A 21,758-nucleotide genomic window follows, 5' to 3' on the forward strand; every position below is an offset into this window, starting at 1 on the left:
AAAGCAACCACCGCGACCTACCTGTGTCGACCCCCACCTGCGTCAATTCCGACCGGACAGCTGGGCTGCGCGCCGGGAACCGGCTCGGCGGGGTCGTGTCCCAGGTGGACCTGGCGGTTGTCGGCGTCGACGTGCACCACCCGCGGCCGGTGCGCGGCACGCTCGGCCTCTTCGACCTGGGCGTAGGTGATGATGATGACCAGGTCGCCCGGGTGCACCAGGTGCGCGGCCGCGCCGTTGATCCCGATCACGCCGGTGCCGGGCTCGCCGGTGATCGCGTAGGTCTCCAGGCGGGCGCCGTTGGTGATGTCGACGATCTGGACCTGCTCGCCTTCGACGATGTCCGCGGCCGCCATCAGATCGGCGTCGATGGTCAGGGAGCCGACGTAGTGCAGGTCGGCCTGGGTGACCGTGGCGCGGTGGATCTTGGCGTTCATCAGGGTGCGGTGCATCAGTTTCCTTGTGTGTCGGTCAGCAGCGCGGCGAGGCCGGCCGCGGTGGGGGTGCGGAAGAACTCGGCGATCGGGAGCTCGGTCCCGGTCCGTTCGGTGATCCGGTTGCGCAGGACCACCAGCAGCATCGAATGGCCGCCGAGGGCGAACAGGTCGTCGTCGGCACCGACCGTGCCGACGTCCAGTACCTCCGCGAACACCTCGCAGAGGGTCTTCTCCAGCGGCGTCTCGGGGGCCCGACCGCGGGCCTCCAGCTCCGGCACCGGCAGGGCCGCCTTGTCGAGCTTCCCGTTGCGCGTCACGGGGAACGCGTCCAGCGGGACGATCGCCGCGGGCACCATGTACTCCGGCAGCGTGCGGGCCACGAACTCCCGCAGCCGCCGGGGATCCGCGGACGCCGGTGTCGTGTACGCGACCAGCCGCTTGTCCCCCGGCCGGTCCTCGCGGACGATCACGAGCGCCTGGCCGACGTCGGAATGCCGTGCGAGGGCCGTCTCGATCTCGCCCGGCTCGATCCGGAAGCCGCGGATCTTCACCTGGTCGTCGGTGCGGCCGAGGTACTCGAGCTGGCCGTCCGGGCGCCAGCGCACCAGGTCGCCGGTGCGGTACATCCGCTCCCCCGGCGGCCCGAACGGGTCCGCGACGAACCGGTCCGCGGTGAGCGCGGGCCGGTCGTGGTAGCCGCGGGCGAGCCCGGCGCCGGCCAGGTACAGCTCGCCGGGCACGCCGGCCGGGACCAGGGTGAGCCCGCCGTCGAGGACGTAGGCCCGGGCGTTGTGCACCGGACGGCCGACCACCGGCCGCTCGCTGTCCGCGACCCGGCCGACCAGGGCGTCCACGGTGGCCTCCGTCGGGCCGTACAGGTTGTACGCCTCGGTGCCCGGGAACGACCGCAGCTCTTCCCACAGCGACTGGGAAACGGCTTCGCCGCCGACGCCGACGACGCCCAGGGCGCACGAACCGTCCTCCACCACCCCGGCCGCCGCGAGCTGCGCGAAGTGCGACGGCGTCAGCTCGAGGAAGTCGAGCCCGCGCTCGCGCACCACCGCGGCGAGCCGGTCCGGGTCACGGCGGGTGTCGTCGTCGACGACGTGCACCTCGTGGCCGTCCAGCATCCACAGCTGCGGCTGCCAGGACGCGTCGAAGAAGAACGCCCACGCGTGCCCGACCCGCAGCCGCCGTCCGCCCGCCGCGGCGACTGCCGGGCGATAGAGCGTCTCGCGGTGACTGTGGAACAGGTTCACCAGCCCGGAGTGCGGGATGACGACACCCTTGGGCTTGCCCGTGGAGCCGGACGTGTAGAGCACGTACGCCGGGTTGGCGGGCGACGGCGGGGTCAGCGCCGCGGCACTGTCCACAATGTCCTCCACGAACAACGCCCCCGGCACCGGTGCGGCCAGCGCACGGCTGGTCAGGACCAGCGAAGCCCCGGAATCGGCGAGGACCGCCGCGATCCGGTCCGCCGGCTGGTCCGGGTCCACCGGCAGGTAAGCCGCACCCGACTTGAACACGCCGAAGATCGCCTCGACGACCGCCGCCGAGCGCGGCAGCACCAGGGCCACCACCTGCTCGGGCCCGGCGCCGTGTGCTGTCAGCCACCGAGCCAGCCGGTCGGTCCGCGCGGCGAACTCGCGGAAGGTGACGCTCTCGTGCGCGTCGCTCAGCGCGGTCGCGTCCGGGGTCGCCGCCACCTGCGCGGCCAGCCGGTCGACGACCGTCGGCGCCGCCGTGGTCACCGGCGCGCCGATCCCCCACTCGCCGAGGATCCGTTGCCGCTCTAGCGGTTCCAGGACGTCGATCCGGCTCAGCGGCCGGTCCGGGTCGGCGACGACGGCGCTCATCAGCCGCACCAGGCGCTCGGTGAGCGTCCGGGCGGTCGGCTCGTCGAACAGGTCGAGGCTGAACTCGAGGTCACCCTCGATGCCGTCAGGCGTCTCGACCAGGTCGAACGACAGGTCGAACTTCGCCTGCCGCAGCCCGGTGTCGCGGTAGGCCGCGTCGAGGCCGAGCAGCCGTTCCGGCTCGGAACCCGAGTGGTAGACCGCGAGCATGACCTGGAACAGCGGGTGCCGGGCCAGGGACCGGGCCGGGTTGAGCAGCTCGACGAGGTGCTCGAACGGCAGGTCCTGGTGGGCGTACGCGGCCAGGTCGGCCTCGCGGACCCGGGCGAGCAGCTCGCGGAACGTCGGGTCGCCCTCGGTGTCCGTGCGCAGCACGAGCGTGTTGACGAAGAACCCGGCCAGATCCTCCAGGGCGTGGTCCATCCGGCCGGCCACCGGGGTGCCGAGCGGGATGTCGGTGCCCGCGCCGAGCCGGGTCAGCAACGCGGCCAGCGCCGCCTGCAGGACCATGAACGTGCTGGTGTCGCTGCCGTGGGCGAGGTCGCGCAGGCCGCGGTGCACCTCGCCGGACACGGTGAACGGCACCGCCGCGCCGCGGTTCGTCGAGCGCGCCGGGCGCGGCCGGTCCGCCGGGAGGGCCAGCTCGTCCGGGATCCCGGCGAGGGTGTCGCGCCAGAACATCGCTTGCCGGCCGAGCAGGCTGTCCGGGTCGTCGGCGCGGCCGAACATCTCGCGCTGCCACAGCGTGTAGTCGGCGTACTGCACCGGCAACGGCGTCCACTGTGGACGCTCACCACGCCGGCGGGCGGCGTAGGCGGTGTCGAGGTCGCGCTTCAACGGCGGGAGCGACCAGCCGTCGCCCGCGATGTGGTGCACCAGCAGCACGAACACGTGCCGCTCCGGCCCGGCGGAGACGAGCGTGGCCCGCACCGGGATCTCGGCGTCGAGGGTGAAGCAGTACGACGCCGCCGCGACGACGCTGTCCGCGAGGTCCGCTTCGGCCACCGTCTCGGTGACCAGCACCGGGCGGGCGCGTTCGTCGCCGGCGTTCAGCACGATCTGCCGCGGCGTGCCGTGGTCCTCGGCGAGGACCGTCCGGAGGATCTCGTGGCGGGCCACGACGTCCCCGAGGGCCGCCCGCAGCGCGTCGGCGTCGACCGGTCCGGTCAGCTCCCACGCCCACGGGATGTTGTAGGTCGCGGACAGCCCGTCCAGGCGGTCGAGGAACCACAGGCGCTGCTGGGCGAACGACAGCGGCAGGACGTCCGGCCGCTGAACCGGCACCAGCGCCGGACGGCTGCTGCGGCCGGGGTCGAGCAACGACGCGAGGCGGGCCGGGGTCGGCGCGTCGAACACCGCCCGGATCGGCACCTCGACACCGAGCAGCGCGCGGATGCGGCTGACCAGGCGCGTCGCCAGCAGCGAGTGCCCGCCGAGGGTGAAGAAGCCGTCGTCCGGGCCGACCGACGCGACGCCGAGGACATCCGCGAACAGTGCGCACAGCGCCTGCTCGGCCGGAGTCCGCGCGACGCGTCCGGTGGTGCGGGCCTCGGGGGCCGGAAGCGCGCGGCGGTCGAGCTTGCCGTTGGCGTTCACCGGCAGTTCCGGCAGCACGACGATCGCCGAGGGCACGAGGTACTCCGGCAGCCGCGCGGCGGCCGACGTCCGCAGTGCCACCGGGTCGGGGCGGTCGCCCACGACGTAGGCGACCAGGCGGTTCTCGCGGGCGATCACGACCGCGCGGGCCACCGACGGGTCGGCCGTCAGCACGGCTTCGACCTCGCCCGGCTCGACGCGGAAGCCACGGATCTTGATCTGCTGGTCGGCGCGGCCGAGGAACTCCAGCGCACCGTCCGGACGCCGCCGGACCAGGTCGCCGGTGCGGTACATCCGCTCCCCCGGCTCGAACGGCGAGGCCACGAACCGTTCCGCGCTCAACGCGGGACGGCCGAGATAACCCCGGGCGAGCCCGGCACCGGCCAGGTACAGCTCGCCGCGCACACCCGGCGGCACCGGCCGCAGGGTGGCGTCGAGGACGTACGCGCGGGTGTTCGCGACGGGCCGTCCGATGGCCACCGGACCGCAGACCTGCGCCAGGCTGTCCCCCGCGACCTCCGAGCAGCCGTACAGGTTCACCAGCTTCGCCGACGGCCAGCGCCGGGCCACCTTCGCGGCGAGGGCCGCGGAAAGCGGTTCGCCACTGGTAATCCACGTCGTGACCGAGTCGACGGCGGTGTCTTCCACGTCTTCCACGAAGGTGTCGAGCAGGCTGGGCACGACGGTCAGCACCTGGGCGCCGCTGCTGCGCACCAGTTCGGCGAGCGCGTGCGGGTCGGTGGCCGTCACGTCGTCGGCGAGGACCACCGGGTCGCCCGCGACGAGCCCGCCGAGCAGCTCGGTCGATCCGTCGATGAACGTCAGCGCGCTCTTCGCGACGCGCACGCCCGGGGCGAGCTCCCGGCCCCAGTGCAGCCGGTTGGCCAGCGCCAGCTGGGTGCCCGCGACGGCTTTCGGCCGTCCGGTCGAGCCGGAGGTGAAGATCACGTACGCCGGGTTCTCCGGCCTGATCTCCGGCCAGGCGGCCGGTTCGGCGGCGATTTCGTCCGGCCGTACCAGGCGATCGCCGAACCCGTCGTGGGCGACGACCAGATGCGGTGCCGCGTCGGTGAGCATCAGCTCGACGCGCTCGGCCGGGTGGTTCAGGTCCAGCGGGAGGTACGCGGCACCGGTCTTGAGCACCGCGAGGAGCGCGGTCACCAGCTCGACGGACCGCGGCAGCGCCACCGCGACCACCCTCTCCGGGCCAGCGCCCCGAGCGAGGAGCGCGCGAGCCAGCGTCGCCGCCCGGACGTCCAGTTCGGCGTACGTCAATCGGTCCGCGCCGAACACCAACGCCGTGGCGTCCGGGGTGCGGGCCACCTGAGCGGCGAACAGCTCCGCGATCGTCTCCGCGGGCAGCGGAGTCGCGGGATCGGCGGCGAGCTGGTCGTGCTCGGCGGCGGTGAGCAGGTCGATCGCGCCGATGCGGGTGTCCGGGTCGGCGACGGCCGCGCGCAGCAACGCGCGGAGCCGCCCCAGGATCGCTTCGACGCTCGCGCGGTCGAAGACGTCGCTGTTGTACTCGGCGGTGCCGCGGATGCCGGTCTGGTTGCCGGGCCGCTCGCCGACGAAGAGCGTCAGGTCGGCGCGGGCGGTGCCGGTGCGGACCGGTTCCTCCTCGAAGGTCAGGCCCGGCAGGCCGAGGTCGGCGACGGCGTTGTTCTGCCAGGCGAGCATCGTCTGGAACAGCGGCGCGTACGCCAGCGAGCGGGTCGGGTTGAGCGCCTCCACCAGGCGCTCGAACGGGACGTCCTGGTGCGCGTACGCGTCCAGGCTCCGGTCGCGCACCCGGGCGACCAGGTCGCGGAACGACGGGTCGCCGTCGGTGCCGACACGCAGGACCAGGGTGTTGACGAAGAACCCGACGAGGTCGTCGAGGGCCTGGTCGGTGCGGCCGGCGATGGACGTGCCGATCGGGACGTCGGTGCCCGCGCCGAGCCGGGTCAGCACGGCGGTGAGGCCGGCGTGCACGACCATGAACACGCTGGCGCCGCACGCGCGGGCCAGGTCGACGAGTCCACTGTGGAGGTCGGCGTCCCAGCCGAAGGAGAACTGTTCGCCCTGGTAGGACGTTTCCGCCGGGTGCGGGCGGTCGGTCGGCAGCTCGATGCGTTCCGGCAGGTCCGCGAGGGTCTCGCGCCAGTAGGCCAGCTGCGGTTCGATGACCTGCTCGCCGAGGACGTCGCGTTGCCACAGCGTGTAGTCCGCGTACTGCACCGGCAACGGCGTCCACTCGGGACGCTCGCCGGCGCGGCGGGCGGTGTAGGCGGTGGCGAGGTCGCGCCACAGCGGCGCGGTCGACCAGCCGTCCGAGGCGATGTGGTGGAACACCAGCGCCAGGACGTGGTCACGGGCGCCCAGCCGCAGCAGCTCCGCCCGCAACGGGACTTCCGACTCCAGCTCGAACACCGTCCGGGCCACGTCGGACACCGCGTCGGCGAGCGTCGCCTCGGTGACGTCGCGGGTGCACAGCGGGATCTCGACGTCGTCGAGGATCAGCTGGCGGGCTTCGCCGTCGATCTCCGGGAACACGGTCCGCAGGGCTTCGTGCCGCTCGACGACATCGGACAGCGCGGCCCGCAGGGCGGTGACGTCGAGGTCGCCGGTGAGCCGGACCGCGGTCGGCATGTTGTACGTCGCCGACGGGCCTTCCAGCCGGTGCAGGAACCACAGCCGCTGCTGGGCGAACGACAGCGGCAGCGCGTCGGGTCGCGGGTCGGCGGGCACGAGGGCGGGCCGGGCGACCGACGAGTCCAGAGTGGACAGCAGCGCGGCGAGCCCGGCGACGGTCGGCGTCTCGAACACCGACCGCACCTGCAGCTCGACGCCGAACACCGCGCGCAGCCGCGCGACCAGCCGCGTCGCCATCAGCGAGTGGCCGCCGAGGGCGAAGAAGTCGTCGTCGACGCCGATGGCGACAGTGTTGACTACCTCGGCGAAGAGGCCGCACAGGACTTCCTCGACCGGGGTTCGCGGGGCACGTCCGGCGGTGGCTTCCTGCCTGTCCGGGCTCGGCAGCGCGCGGCGGTCGAGCTTGCCGGAGGCGAGCAGCGGCAGCCGGTCGAGCACGACGAACGCCGAGGGCACCATGTACTGCGGCAGCCGGTCTCGGACGTGCGCTCGCAACGCCGTCACCAGCGCACTCGTGTCGCGCTGGCCCGCCGGGTGGTTGCCCAGGGTGCCGAGCGCGGCCCGCACCGGCCGGGTGCGATGGATCCGCACCGGGTCGCCGGTGGTGAACACGACCTCCAGCGCGCCCTCTTGCGCGGTAACCGTCGGGTACACCCGGTAGCCCAAGCGCGCGCCCAGTTCCTGCAACGTCTCGGGGTCCACTCCGGACGGTTCACTGTCCAAAGAGGACAGAGCCGCGTCCGCGTCGCCTGCGGCCAGCGCGGCGACGGCGGCCAGCTCGCCGGACAGGCGGGCGTTCGGCACGCCGGTGATGCGCAGCCGCGCGGGGTGCTCGGCCAGCAGCCGCTCCAGCTCCGCGACGGACTCGAACGTGACGACCTGCTCGTCGACCGGAGCTGGCTTCGGCGCCTTCCGCAGGACGACGTCGTAGCGGTGCCGGGTCAGCTCGTTGTGCGCGCGGCCGCGCTTGAACCACAGGTCGACGTCGTCGAAGCCGTCCAGCTCGCGGGCCACCGCGGTGAAGAAGTCCGGGTCGAGGACGAGTTCGCCGTCGCGGGCGACGGCCTGGTCGACCGCGGCGACGCTCCGGCGGCCGTGCCGCAGTTCGGTCGCCGTGCGGAACGCCCGCAGGGACCGCAGGTTCCGGATGTCGCCCAGGAAGAGCACGCCGCCGGGCCGGACGCGCGCGGCGGCGGTCCGGATGACCTCGGCGAAGTAGTCGACGCTCGGGAAGTACTGCGCCACGGAGTTGATGATCACCGTGTCGAACGGCTCGTCCGGCAGCTCGCCGAGGTCGTGTGCCGGCCGGGCCGCGACGTGCACCTTGCCCGCCAGGTCCGGCCGTCCGGCCAGCTCGCGGCGTAGGTTGGCGATCGCCTTCTCGGACAGGTCGACGCCCCAGTACGCCTCGGCGTCCGGCGCGATCCGAGAGAGAACGAGCCCCGACCCGACGCCGATCTCGAGGACCCGCTTCGGCCGCAGCGCCTGGATGCGCTCGATCGTCGCCGCGTGCCACTCGCGCATCTCGCCGAGGGGGATCTCCGAGCCGTCGTAGCTCGAGTTCCACCCCGTGAAGTTCTCCTCGAAACCCCCGGACGCCGCGTCGTCGAAGACGTTCTCGTGCAGTTCACGCCACTCGCCGACGTGGTCCAGCTCGGCTTCTTCGTCGCGGCTCGCGGCCGGGACGGCGTAGGCGACGAGCCGCCCGTCCTGGGCCAGCACGACGGACTGCGCGACGGCCGGGTGCTCGGTGATGACGGCTTCGATCTCGCCCGGCTCGATGCGGTAGCCGCGGATCTTGACCTGGTCGTCGGCCCGGCCCAGGAAGACGAGCCGGCCGTCCGGCAGCCATTTCACCAGGTCACCGGTGCGGTAGAGCCGGCCGCCGGACCCGAACGGGTCCGCGACGAACCGCTCGGACGTCAGCCCGGCACGGCCGAGGTACCCGCGGGCTAGGCCGGAGCCGGCGAGGTACAGCTCCCCCACCACGCCCGGCGGAACCGGCCGCAGCCCGGCGTCGAGGACGTACGCGCGGGTCCCAGGGTCGGGGATGCCGATGGGCACGACGGTCGCGTCGGCGAGTTCGACCGGGTCGCTCTCGCCGAGCGTCGAGTTCGTGGTCGCCTCGGTCGGGCCGTAGGCGTTGAACATCCGCCGGCCCGGCGCCCACCGTCGGATCAGCTCCGGCGACACGCGCTCGGTGCCCGCGAGCAGGACGCTGTCGCGCGGCAGGTCGCAGTCCGCCGGCATCGCGTCGAGCAGCGCGGGCGGGAGGATCATGAAATCCGCGCCGTGCTCGTGCGCGTACTCGGTCAGCGCGGGCCCGGCGACCCGGCGCTCGGCCGGGACGACGATCAGGCGGCCGCCGGACAACAGCCCCAGGCAGAGGTCCCAGAACGCGACGTCGAAGCTCGGTGACGCGAACTGCAGGACCCGGCTGTGCGGCCCGATCCCGAACCGCTCGACCTGCGTCGCCACCAGCTTCGCGACGCCGGAGTGCTGCAGCACAACACCCTTGGGGCGGCCGGACGACCCGGACGTGTAGATCACGTACGCCGCGTTCTCGGGTTTCACCGGCACGGCCGGGTCCACAGTGGACATCTCGACGAGCGCCGGGTCGTCCAGGAAGACCCGCGGCACGTCGGCGGGCAGTTTGCCGTCGATCTCCCGCGTGGTCACCACGCACACCGACTTGGCGTCGGAGACCATGAACGCGATCCGGTCGCCCGGGTAGTCGACGTCGACCGGCAAGTACGCGGCGCCCGCCTTGAGCACGGCCAGCTCGGCGACGATCATGTCGACCGACCGCGGCACGGCCAGCGCGACGACCTTTTCGAGCCCGGCCCCGCGCTCGATCAGCAGGTGCGCGAGCTGGTTGGCCTGCGCGTCGAGGTCGGCGTAGGTCAGCTCGACGTCCTCGAAAACGAGCGCCACGGCGTCCGGAGCCTCTTCGACACGCTGGGCGAAGAGACCGGGGAACGTCTCCGTTCCCGCCGGTTCAAGGGACCCGGCCCAGCGGGTCAGCACCAGGTCGCGTTCGTCGCCTTCGAGGAGGTCCAGGGCGCCAACCGCGCGGTCGGGCTCGGCCAGGGCCGCGCGCAGCAGCACTTCGAGACGGCGCAGGATGGCGTCGGCACCCGGGTGGTCGAAGACGTCCGCGTTGAACTCCAGCACGCCGTCGATCCCGGCTTCACGCTCGGTGAGCGAAATCGAGAGGTCGAACTTCGACGTCCCGGTGGTCACCGGGATCTCGGTGACGGTCAGACCGGGCAGGGTGACCTCGGCGCGGGTGTTGTTCTGCCCGGCGATCATCACCTGGAACAACGGGTGGTACGACAGCGAACGCGCCGGGTTGAGGATCTCGACCAAGCGCTCGAACGGGACGTCCTGGTGGGCGTACGCGTCGAGGTTGCGTTCGCGGACGCGGCCGACCAGGTCGCGGAACGTCGGCTCGCCCGCGGTGTCGACGCGCAGCACCAGGGTGTTGACGAAGAACCCGACGAGGTCGTCGAGGGCCTGGTCGGTGCGCCCGGCGATGGGTGAGCCGATCGGGACGTCCGGGCCCGCACCCAGCCGCGTCAGCAACGCGGCGAGGGCCGCGTGCACGACCATGAACACGCTGGCGCCGCACTCGCGGGCCACAGTGGACAGTCCGGTGTGGAGGTCGGCGTCCCAGGTGAAGGTGTGCAGTTCGCCGCGGAAGGTCGCGGTGGACGGGTGCGGCCGGTCGAGAGGCAGCTCGATCCGGTCGGGCAGGCCGTCGAGCGCCTCGCGCCAGTAGTCGAGCTGGGCGGTGAGGACGCTGTCCGGGTCGTCCTCGCGGCCGAGCAGGTCCTGTTGCCACAGCGTGTAGTCCGCGTACTGCACCGGCAACGGCGTCCACTCGGGACGCTCGCCGGCGCGGCGCGCGGTGTAGGCCGTGGCGATGTCGCGCCACAGGGGCGCCATCGACCAGCCGTCGGACGCGATGTGGTGGAACACGAGCGCGAGCACGTGCTCGCCATCGTCGAGTCGCAGCAGTTCCGCGCGCATCGGCGCGTGCTGTTCGAGGTCGAACGAGCCCCGGACGAGGCCGGTCAGGGCGCTGTCGAGGTCGGCGACCTCGCGCACCGGCAGGTCGACCGCGGACGGCGGAAGGATGTCCTGGTACGGCACGCCGTCGTGCTGCGGGAAGCGGGTCCGCAGCGCCTCGTGGCGCTCGACCACGTCGGACAGTGCGGCCCGCAGCGCCTCGACGTCCAGGTCGCCGTCGAGGCGCATGATCAGCGGCACGTTGTAGGTGGCCGACGGGCCTTCGAGGTGGTGCAGGAACCACAACCGCTGCTGGGCGCCCGACAGCGGCACCAGCGCCGGTCGGTCCACCGGGACCAGCGGTGGCCGGGCGGGTCCGCTGCCGGCGGAGATCAGCTCGGCCAGGCCCGCGGCGGTCGGCGTCTCGAACACCGACCGGACTTCCAGCTCGGCGTTCAGGGTCGTGCGGATGCGGGCGATGAGCCGGGTGGCCAGCAGCGAGTGGCCGCCGAGGGTGAAGAAGCTGTCGTCCGGGCCGACCCGCGGCAGGCCGAGGACGTCGGCGAACAGCTCGCAGAGCTGCCGTTCGACGGGCGTGCGCGGCTCGCGGCCGGACGTCGGCGCGACCGGGTCGGGTGAGGGCAGGGCGCGGCGGTCGAGCTTGCCGTTGGCCGTCACCGGGAGCGCGTCGAGCACGACGATCGCCGACGGGACCATGTGCTCCGGCAGGCTTTCGGCGGCCAGCGCTCGGAGGTCGGTGGACAGCGTGCTGATCCGGCGGAAGCGGCCGGGGTTGCCGGTGTAGGACAGCAGCGGCTCTGATCCGGGCCGGAAGGCACCGGCGACCGAGCCGGTCGTGAACACGACGTCGACCGAGCCGTCACCTTCGGCCGACCAGGTGACGGCCGTGGTGTAGCCGTGGGCGTCGCCCAGGTCGTACCAGTCCTGCGGGTTGACGCCGTCGGTGGTGCGCCCGTTCGGCACGCCGTTGATCCGGACACCACCGTCGAGCACGACTTCGTCCACTGTGGACACGTCGATGCCCCAGGTCAGCGTCTCGACCGCCGGTGCCTCGACAGGTGACGTGTGGAGCACGACGTCGTAGCGGAACTGCGTGAGTTCGTTGACGCCGCGCCCGCGCTTGACGCGGATGTCCGCCGTGACGCCCTCAAGCCCGGCGAAGAACTCTGGAGCGACTAGGAGTTCCTTCTCCCGCAACAGGGCCTGCTCGACGTCTCCCCCGCGCTGCCGGGCGACCTCGGTGTGGAACGCCCGGACCTGACGCAGGTCGCGGACGTCGCCGACGAACACCGTGCCGCCCGGCGCGAGGAGACCCAGCGCCTTTCGCAGCACATCGACCAAGTACGTCCCGCTCGGAAAATACTGGACGACCGAGTTGAGCACGATCGTGTCGAAGTACCCGGAAGGCAGGCCGGAGACGTCGGCGGCGTCGCCGGTGCGCAGCTCGACGCGGTCCGCGAGCGCGGGGTCGGCTTCGACCCGGCGGCCCAGTGACGTGATGACCTCGGCCGAGAAGTCCGTGCCCCAGTACGACTCGCAGTGCGGGGCCAGCTCGGTCAGCAGCAGGCCGGTGCCGACGCCGAGTTCCAGCACGCGCCGCGGCCGCGTCTCGCGGATCCGCGTGACGATGGCGTCGCGCCACTCCCGCATCTCGTCTCGCGGGATCGGCTCGCCGGTGTAGCTGGAGTTCCAGCCTTCGAAGTCGTCGGTGGCGCCGGAGTACATCGAGTCGTACAGCTCGCGCCACTCGCCGACCTGCTCGGTCTCGTCCGTGGCCGACGCGGGGGTTTCGGCGGGCACGACGTACCCGACCAGCCGGACGTCGCCCGGCCGGTCCTCGCGGGCGACGACGACGGCGTGGGCGACGTCGTCGTGCGCGGCGAGCGTCGCGGCGATCTCGCCCGGTTCGACGCGGAAGCCGCGGATCTTGATCTGCTCGTCACCGCGGCCGAGGAACTCGCACACGCCGTCGGCGCGGAACCGGGCGACGTCACCGGTGCGGTACATCCGCTCCCCCGGCTCGAACGGCGAGGCGACGAACCGCTCCGCGCTCAACCCGGGACGTCCCAGGTAACCGCGGGCGAGCTGGACTCCGGCGAGGTACAGCTCACCGGGCGTGCCCAGCGGGACCGGCCGCAGTGCGGCGTCGAGGACGTACGTGCGGGTGTTCCACACCGGACGTCCGATCGGGACGGTCGTCTCGTCGGGCGAGGTGCGCCAGGACGTGACGTCGACCGAGGCTTCGGTGGGGCCGTAGAGGTTGTGCAGCTCGGCGTCCAGGACCTGCCCGAACCGGACGACGGCCTCGGGCGGCAGCGCCTCACCACTGCACAGGACCCGCCGCAGGCTCCTGCACTCCCCCGCGGCCGGCTCCTGCAGGAAGACCTGGAGCATCGACGGGACGAAGTGGACGGTCGTGACGTCGTGCTCGCGGATCAGCCGCGCGAGGTAGGCCGGGTCCTTGTGGCCGTCGGGCCGGGCCACGACCTCGGTGGCGCCGGTGAGCAGCGGCCAGAGGAACTCCCAGACGGAGACGTCGAAGCTGGACGGCGTCTTCTGCAGCACCCGGTCGTCGCCGGTCAGGCCGTACTCGTGCTGCATCCACAAGAGACGGTTGACGATGCCCGCGTGCGGCACGACGACACCCTTGGGCCGGCCCGTCGAGCCGGAGGTGTAGATGACGTAGGCCGGGTTTTCCGGCCGGAGCACGACGTCCGGCGCCTTCGCCGGGAACCCGGCCGCCGTCACGGGCTCGTCCAGCAGCAGCGCGCCGGGGACAGCGGTCTCCGTCGTGGCCAGCACCAGCGCCGGCTGGGCGTCTTCGAGCATGAAGGCGATCCGCTCGGCCGGGTAACCGGGGTCGAGCGGCAGGTAGGCGGCGCCCGCCTTGAGCACGGCGAGGATGGCCGTGACCAGATGCGTCGAGCGCGGCAACGCGAGCGCGACCACCTTCTCGGGTCCCGCGCCGCGCGCGATGAGGGCCTGGGCCAGGCGGTTCGACGCGGCGTCCAGCTCGGCGTAGGTGAGCCGGTCATCCTCGAAGACCAGGGCCGGGTGGTCCGGCGTCCGCGCGACCTGCGCGGCGAACAGCTCGGGCACGGTGACCGCGGGGACGTCCTCGACGGCGCCGGACCAGACGGCGTCCAGTCCGTCACGCTCCGCCTCGGTGAGCACGTCGAGCGAGCCGAGACGGCGGTCCGGGGCCGAGACCACCTGGCGCAGCAGGACTTCCAGCCGTGCGAGCAGCGCGTCCACAGTGGATCGGTCGAAGACCTCGGCGTTGAACTCGGCCTGGCCGGTGATGCCGTCGGCGTGTTCGGTCAGGGAGAACCAGAGGTCGAACTTGGCGGTGCCGGTGCCGACGGGCTGCTCGGTGACCGTCAGCCCGGGCAGCTCGACGCCGGAACCGGGCGTGTTCTGCCAGGCGAGCATGGTCTGGAACAGCGGGTGGTGCGCCAGCGACCGTGCCGGGTTGAGCGCCTCGACCAGGCGCTCGAACGGGACGTCTTGATGGGCGTACGCGTCGAGGCTGCGCTCCCGGACCCGCGCGACGAGGTCGCGGAACGTCGGGTCGCCGCCGGTGTCGACGCGCAGGACGAGGGTGTTGACGAAGAAGCCGACGAGGTCGTCGAGGGCCTGGTCGGACCGGCCGGCGATGGGCGTGCCGATCGGGATGTCCGTGCCGCCGCCGAGGCGGGACAGCAGCGCGGTCAGGCCCGCGTGGACGACCATGAACGGGCTGGCGCCGCACGCCCGCGCGAGGTCGTCGAGCCCGGCCTGGAGGCCGGCGTCCCAGGCGAAGGTGAAGAACCCGCCGCGGTAGGCGGATACCGCCGGGTGCGGCCGGTCGAGCGGGAGGCTGATCCGCTCGGGCAGGTCGCGCAGGGTCGCACGCCAGTAGTCGAGCTGGGCGGTCTCTTCGGTGGCGAGGAGTTCGCGTTGCCAGAGGGTGTAGTCGGCGTACTGGACCGGCAACGGCGTCCACTGTGGATCTTCGCCCTGCCGGCGGGCGCCGTACGCCGTGGCAATGTCGCGCCAGAGCGGCGACAGCGACCAGCCGTCGGCGGCGATGTGGTGCACCACGAGCACCAGGACGTGCCGGCGCGGGTCGATCGTCAGCAGCTCGGCACGGACGGGCACCCCGGCGCCGAGATCGAAGACTGCGCGCACAAGAGCGTCCACAGTGGAGTCCACCTCGGACTCCGCGACCGTCCGCACGTCCAGGTCGACCTCGACGGCGGGCAGAACGTGCTGGTAGGCCACGCCGTCCACGACCGGGAACACCGTCCGCAGTGCTTCGTGGCGGCCGAGGACGTCGTGCAACGCGGTCCGCAGCGCCTCGACGTCCAGCTCACCGGACAGCCGCATGACGAGCGGGACGTTGTAGGTCGCCGACCCGCCTTCGAGACCGTGCAGGAACCACAGCCGCTGCTGCGCGAATGACAGCGGGAGCCGCTCCGGCCGCTCCTCGAAGCGTTCGAGGGGACGCCGTTCGGTGCCCGACGCGGCACCGGCCAGGAGGTCCGCGAGGGCGGCCACGGTCGGCGCGTCGAAGACCGCGCGCACCGGGATGTCGGCGCCGACGGCCGCCCGGATCCGCTGGATCAGCCGCGTCGCCATCAGGGAGTGCCCGCCGAGGGCGAAGAAGCCGTCGTCCGGTCCGACCCGCGGCACGCCGAGGACGTCGGCGAACAGCTCGCACAGCAGCTGCTCGACGGGGTTGCGCGGCGCACGGCCCGGCCCGGCGGTGAACCGCTCCGGCGCCGGCAGGGCCTTGCGGTCGAGCTTGCCGGAGGCCAGCACCGGCAGCTTGTCGAGCACGACGAACGCCGTGGGCACCATGTACTGCGGCAGCCGGTCTCGCACGTGCGACCGCAGCGACGCCACCAGCGCGCCGGTCTCGCGCCGAGCGGCCGGGTTGTTGGCGTACGACGCCGGGGCACCCGTGCTCCGCACCGGCCGGTAAGCCGCGTCCGGTGCCGACCGGCTGAAGACGGCTTCCAGCTCCCCGGCCGCGGCGGGCGTGACCGCGACGCGGTAGCCGGCCCGCTCGGCGAGCCGGTGCAGGTCCTCCGGGTCGACGCCGTCACGCACGTCCAAGGCCCGCACCGCGGTCGGGTCACCTTCGTCGAGCGCGCGGACAGCGGCCAGCTCGCCGGACAGCCGTGCGTCCGGCACGCCGGTGACGCGCAGCCGCTCCGGCGTCTCGGCGGCCAGGAACCCGGCCACCGCGGCGAGATCGCCGAACGCGATGACCTGCTCTTCGGCCGGCGACGGCCGCGGCGCCTTGCGCAGGACGACGTCGTAGCGGTGCCGGGTCAGCTCGTTGTGCGCGTCGCCACGCTTGACCCACAGGTCGACGTCGAAGCCGTCGAGGCTCCGGGCGAGGGCCGGGAAGAAGTCGGGATCGAGGACGAGTTCGCCTTCGCGGGCGATCGCCTGGTCCACAGCGGCGACGTCACCGCGGTCGTGCCGCAGCTCGACGGCGGTGCGGAACGCGCGCAGCGACCGGAGGTTGCGGATGTCGCCGAGGAAGATCGTGCCACCCGGGGCGAGGAGCCCGGTGGCGGTCCGGACGACTTCGGCGAGGTAGTCCGCGCTCGGGAAGTACTGGGCGACCGAGTTGACGATCACCGTGTCGAACGGCTCGTCCGGCAGTTCGCCGAGGTCGTGCGCGGGCCGCGCGGCGAGGTGGACCTTGCCCGCCAGCTCCGGCATCGCGGCGACCTCGCGCCGCACGTTCTCGACGGCGCTCTCGGAAAGGTCGACACCCCAGTAGGTTTCGGCGTCCGGGGCGATCCGGGAGAGGATGAGCCCGCTGCCGACGCCGATCTCCAGGACCCGCTTCGGCCGCAGGGCGCGGATGCGCTCGATGGTCGCCGCGTGCCACTCGCACATCTCGTCGAGGGGAATGTCGGAGCCGTCGTAGCTGGAGTTCCAGCCGGCGAAGTTCTCCTCGATGCCGGTGGAACCGGCGAGCATCTCCTCGTGGACGTCGTGCCACTCGGCGACGTGCCCCTGCTCGGCCGCGCGGTCCGGGACCGGCACGGCGTAGGCGACGAGTTGCCCGTCCTGCGCGACGACGACCGACTGGGCGACGCGCGGGTGCTCGGCCAGCACGGATTCGATCTCGCCGAGTTCGATGCGGTAGCCGCGGATCTTGACCTGGTCGTCGGCGCGGCCCAGGAACACGAGCCGGCCATCCGGCAGCCACTTCACCAGGTCACCGGTGCGATAGAGCCGGCCGCCGGAACCGAACGGGTCGGCCACGAACCGCTCCGACGTCAGCGCGGCCCGTCCGAGGTACCCGCGGGCCAAGCCGGATCCGGCGAGGTACAGCTCCCCCACGACGCCGACCGGGACCGGCGCGAGGAACGCGTCGAGGACGTACGCGCGGGTGCCGGGGTCCGGGACGCCGATCGGCACGGCCGAACCCGGCGTGATGTCCGGGTCGCAGAGCCCGAGCGTCGAGTTGGTGGTCGCCTCGGTCGGGCCGTAGGCGTTGAACATCCGCCGTCCCGGCGCCCACCGCCGGACCAGTTCGGGCGACACGCGCTCGGTGCCGGCCAGCAGGACGCTGTCGCGCGGGAGGTCGCAGTCCTCGGGGAACTCGGCGAGCAGCGCGGGCGGCAGGATCATGAAGTCGACGCCGTGCTCGCGCGCGTAGTCGGCCAGCTCCGGGCCGGGGACGCGCCGCTCGGCCGGGACGACCACCAGCCGTCCGCCGGAGAGCAGCCCGAGGCAGAGGTCCCAGAACGCGACGTCGAAGCTCGGGGACGCGAACTGCAGCACCCGGCTCTGCGGACCGATGCCGAACCGCTGGGACTGCGTCACGACCAGCTTCGCGACGCCCGCGTGCGACACGACGACCCCCTTGGGCCGCCCGGTGGAGCCAGAGGTGTAGATGACGTAGGCGGCGTTGGCCGGGACGATCGCCGCACCCGGGTCGGTCTCCGGCGCGTCGTCGAGGGAGGTCTCGTCGAGCAGGAGGACGTCGCCGTCGAACCGGTCGGCCAGCTCACTCGTGGTCACCACGCACACCGGACCCGCGTCGGCCACCATGAAGGCGATCCGTTCGGCCGGGTAGTCCTGGTCCAGCGGCAGGTAGGCGGCGCCGGCCTTGAGCACGGCCAGCTCCGCCACGATCATCTCGACCGACCGCGGCACGGCCAGCGCGACCACGCGCTCGGGCCCGGCGCCGCGCCCGATGAGGACGTGCGCGAGCCGGTTCGCCCGCGCGTCGAGCTCGGCGTAGGTGATCTCGACGTCCTCGAAGACCAGCGCGACCGAGCCGGGCGCCTCGCGGACGCGGGCGGCGAACAGCTCCGGCAGCGTCGACAGCGGCGTGTCGAGGGCGGTGTCGTTCCACTCGTCGAGCATCCGGCGCAGTTCCGGCTCCGGCACCAGGTCGAGCCGCGCGACCGGCCACTGTGGACGTTCCAGCGCGGCGACGAGGAGGTGTTCGAGGTGGTCGAGCACGCGGTCCACAGTGGACTTGTCGAGGACGTCACCGCGGTACTGGGCCTCGAGGACGCCGTCGCTCGCAGCCAGGTTGAGGTCGAGCGGCAACGCGGTCTCGGCGGCGAAGCCGACGTTGACCAGCACCGACCCGCCGCGGCCGCGTTCGGGTTGCAGCTCGCCGACCAAGTCGTCGAACGGCACCTCGTGCGCCAAGGCCTCCTCGCGAGCCGCACGCACGCGCGCGACGACGTCGTCGAAGCCGGGCGAGCCGCCGAGGTCGACGCGCAGCGGGACCAGCGAGCCGATGCCGAGCACGACGTCGGCCGTGCCGGTGTACCGGCGCAGCAGGACGACGAAGGCCGACAACACGAGCAGGTCCGCGTCGTCGCCCAGTGACAGCGGCAGCTCCCGGGTCAGCCGGTCGCGCGGCGGCGCCGGCTCCGCGGGGTAGGGCCGGTCGACCGGCAGCGGCAGTTCCTTCGGCGCCGACGCGAGGCGATCACGCCAGAACCCGAGGTCCGCGACCTGCTGCACAGCGTCACCGTTGCTCACCGGTAGACCAGCCTCCCGCTGCTTGCGGCGCCCCAAACGGGGCGCGAACTTAGGTGAACCTAACAAACCGAGCGTAAGGATGCACTCCTGTACCATCGGTTAGCCTTACCTAAAATTGGTACCAGTCGGAGGTGCGGTGCGAACAGACCCCGGAGGTATCGCTCTCACGCGACGCCCGCCACACACGGGCCGCGCGATCGGGTTCCTCGCCGCCCTCGCGGTCCTCGTTCTGCTGTGCCTGCTGAGCATCTGGCTGGGTTCGAAGGAGATCTCGTTCGGCGCCGTCTGGCAGGTGCTGTGGCACAACGACGGCTCCGCCGACGCCGTGATCATCCACAGTGTCCGGATGCCGCGGACGCTCCTCGCGGTGCTGGTGGGCGCCGGTCTCGGGCTCGCCGGCTGCGTGATGCAGGCGCTGACCCGCAACCCGCTGGCCGACCCGGGCCTGCTCGGCGTCAGCGCCGGGGCCGCGTTCGCCATCGTGTTCTCGATCACCGTGCTCGGCGTCAGCTCGGCCTACGGCTACATCTGGTTCGCCTTCGCCGGTGCGCTGGCCGCGACGACCGTCGTCTACTTTCTCGGCACCCGCGGCCGTGCCGGGTCGAGCCCGGTCAAGCTCGCGCTCGCCGGCGCCGCCGTCACAGCGTTGCTCGCCTCGTTCACCAGCGCGATGGTGCTGTCGGACCCGGTGGCGCTCAACCGCTACCGCTTCTGGTCTGCGGGCTCGCTCGCCGGCGTCGACAGCAGCGCGCTGCTGCAGGTCCTGCCGTTCCTCGTGATCGGCGTGGTGCTGGCGATCGCGAGCGGCCCGGCGCTGAACAGCCTCGCCCTCGGCGACGACGTCGCGATCGCGCTGGGCCGCAAGCTCGGCCCGCTGCGGCTGCGTGGCGCGCTCGCGATCACCCTGCTGACCGGTGCGGCCGTCGCCGTCGCCGGGCCGATCGTCTTCCTCGGCCTGATCGTCCCGCACGCGGTGCGGTTCGTCATCGGCCCGGACCACCGCTGGCTGCTGCCCTACACCGCGGTGCTCGCGCCGTGCCTGCTGCTGGCCGCCGACATCCTCGGCCGGATCCTGGCGCGGCCCAGCGAGATCCGGGCCGGCGTGATCGTCGCGTTCCTCGGCGCGCCGTTCTTCATCTACCTGGTTCGCCGGCGCAAGCTCGTGGAGACCTGACATGGCCTTGCTCCAAGCGCGACGCACCTTCCGGCTCACGACACCGCCGGTGTCGGGCCGGTTCCGGCCGCGGCTGCTGATCGTCTGCCTCGTGCTCGCCGTGCTGACGTTCGTGCTGTTCTGCGTCGGCATGACGATCGGCGACGTCCCGATGAGCGTGTCCGACGTCCTGTCCGGCCTCTTCGGCGGCAGCGACAGCGGAAACGGCTACATCGTGCAGGAACTGCGCCTGCCCCGGGCACTCACCGGACTGCTGGCCGGGATCGCGTTCGGCGCGTCCGGCGCGGTGTTCCAGACCATCACGCGCAACCCGCTGGCCAGCCCGGACATGATCGGCATCAACGCGGGCGCGGCCACCGCAGTCGTCGCCGGGATCGCGTTCGGCTTCGGCGGCGGCCTCGGCACGACGACGCTCGGCCTCTTCGGCGGGCTGTTCACGGCGGTGCTGGTGTACGCGCTCGCCTGGCGGCGCGGCACCACCGGCTACCGGATCCTGCTGGTGGGCATCGGGATCTTCGCGATGTGCACCAGCCTGACCGACTACCTGCTCAGCCGCGCGCAGATCACCGAGGCGCAGGCCGCGATCGGCTGGATGGTCGGCAACCTCGCCAACCGCGGCTGGGAGCACGTCATCCCGTTGCTGGGCGCGCTGTGCGTGCTGCTGCCGGTGGTGCTGGCGCTGTCGCGGTGGATGAGCACGCTGCTGCTGGGCGACGAGGTGGCGGCCGGGCTCGGCACGCCGGTGCAGCCGGTGCGGCTGGGCCTGCTGCTGTCCGGCGCCGGCCTGGTCGCCTTCGCGACGGCGTCCGCGGGCCCGATCTCGTTCGTCGCCCTGACGGCGCCGCAGATCGCGCAACGGCTCGCGCGGCTCTCGTCGCCGCCGATCACGGCGTCCGCGCTCACCGGCGCGGTCGTGGTGCTGGGCAGCGACATCATCGCGCGCGAGATCACCGCGTCCGCGCTGCCGGTCGGCATCGTCACCGGCGTCCTCGGCGCCCCGCTCCTGCTCTGGCTGCTGGCCAGGGCCAACCGATCCGGTTCCGGAGGCTGACACATGACATCCGACGCCCCCTCGCTGCGGGTGGAGCAGCTCCGGGTCGCCTACGACGAACGGGTGGTCATCGACGGCCTCGACCTCGACATCCCGCCGGGTGAGATCACGGCGATCATCGGCGCCAACGCCTGCGGGAAGTCGACGCTGCTGCGCACCCTGGCCCGGTTGCTGACGCCGAAAGCGGGCGGGGTCTACCTCGACGGCCGGTCGATCCACGACCTGCCGACCCGCGAGGTCGCCCAGCGCCTCGGCATCCTCCCGCAGTCCCCGGTGGCGCCGGAGGGCATGACGGTGGCCGACCTCGTCGGCCGCGGCCGCGCCCCGCACCAGAGCTGGTGGCGGCAGTGGTCCACTTCGGACGAAGGCGCGGTGCGGGCGGCGCTGGCGGCCACCGAGCTGACCGACCTGGCCGACCGGCCGGTCGACGAGCTGTCCGGCGGGCAGCGCCAGCGCGCGTGGATCGCGATGGCCGTCGCGCAGGGCACGCCCGTGCTGCTGCTGGACGAGCCGACGACCTACCTCGACCTGGCGCACCAGATCGACGTGCTCGACCTGGTCGTCGACCTCAACCGCGACGAGGGCCGCACGGTGGTGATGGTGCTGCACGACCTCCCCCAGGCGTGCCGCTACGCCGACCACGTCATCGCGATGAAGGCCGGCCGGATCGTGGCGGCGGGAAAGCCCGTCGAGGTGATCACCGAGGAGCTGGTCGGGCAGGTCTTCGACGTCCGCTGCCAGGTCACCCCGGACCCGGTCAGCGGCACGCCGATGGTGATCCCGATCAGCCGCCACCACCCGGCGCCGCTCCCGTGAAAGCCGTGAAGGCCTCCTTCCCCGCTCTTATGGCCGGTAAGGAGGCCTTCACGGCTTTCGGGATTCCGCGGGAGGGCGGGCGCGTTATGCGGGTGACAGGACGGCGGGCGGCGCGCTAGCCTCGGCGTGTTCCGGCCCCTTCCCCGGCT

Annotated in this window: 5 protein-coding genes; 3 read left to right on the forward strand and 2 right to left on the reverse strand. The window is 72.7% G+C overall.

The genetic code is table 11. The features are described from left to right. Nucleotides 1–17: 17 nt before the first annotated feature. Together panD and ACLJQZ_RS37520 are read right to left on the reverse strand one after the other, a co-directional pair. Entirely contained in the window at nucleotides 18–452 is a 435-nt protein-coding gene (panD, locus tag ACLJQZ_RS37515) for an aspartate 1-decarboxylase (RefSeq protein WP_410625103.1), read from the reverse strand. Beyond that, complete coding sequence (locus ACLJQZ_RS37520; RefSeq protein ID WP_410625105.1) at nucleotides 452–18,568, reverse strand: non-ribosomal peptide synthase/polyketide synthase; 18,117 nt, start codon at nucleotides 18,566–18,568, stop codon at nucleotides 452–454. Before ACLJQZ_RS37520 ends, panD begins: the two co-directional genes overlap by 1 nt. A 136-nt stretch (nucleotides 18,569–18,704) precedes the next feature. On the opposite strand from ACLJQZ_RS37520, the gene ACLJQZ_RS37525 reads away from it, so the two are divergent. The 3 genes from ACLJQZ_RS37525 to ACLJQZ_RS37535 are packed head-to-tail and all read left to right on the forward strand — an operon-like array spanning nucleotide 18,705 to nucleotide 21,609. Then, nucleotides 18,705–19,742, forward strand: coding sequence for a FecCD family ABC transporter permease (locus ACLJQZ_RS37525; protein ID WP_326953136.1), 1,038 nt, complete (start codon nucleotides 18,705–18,707; stop codon nucleotides 19,740–19,742). Between the two features lies 1 nt (nucleotide 19,743). Continuing rightward, nucleotides 19,744–20,793 carry a FecCD family ABC transporter permease gene (locus tag ACLJQZ_RS37530; protein WP_410625108.1) on the forward strand — a complete coding sequence of 350 codons (1,050 nt, stop codon included), beginning with the start codon at nucleotides 19,744–19,746 and terminating at the stop codon, nucleotides 20,791–20,793. A gap of 3 nt (nucleotides 20,794–20,796) precedes the next feature. Continuing rightward, complete coding sequence (locus tag ACLJQZ_RS37535) at nucleotides 20,797–21,609, forward strand: ABC transporter ATP-binding protein (protein WP_410625110.1); 813 nt, start codon at nucleotides 20,797–20,799, stop codon at nucleotides 21,607–21,609. The last annotated feature ends 149 nt before the right edge of the window (nucleotides 21,610–21,758 follow it).

It is taken from the genome of Amycolatopsis sp. cmx-8-4 (assembly GCF_046548675.1).
Taxonomy (GTDB): domain Bacteria; phylum Actinomycetota; class Actinomycetes; order Mycobacteriales; family Pseudonocardiaceae; genus Amycolatopsis.

Excerpts from the sequence above, each read along its gene's own strand:
- ACLJQZ_RS37535 (WP_410625110.1), top strand. The coding sequence starts at position 20,797 with ATGACATCCGACGCCCCCTCGCTGCGGGTGGAGCAGCTCCGGGTCGCC.
- ACLJQZ_RS37530 (WP_410625108.1), top strand. The coding sequence starts at position 19,744 with ATGGCCTTGCTCCAAGCGCGACGCACCTTCCGGCTCACGACACCGCCG.
- panD (WP_410625103.1), bottom strand. The coding sequence starts at position 452 with ATGCACCGCACCCTGATGAACGCCAAGATCCACCGCGCCACGGTCACC.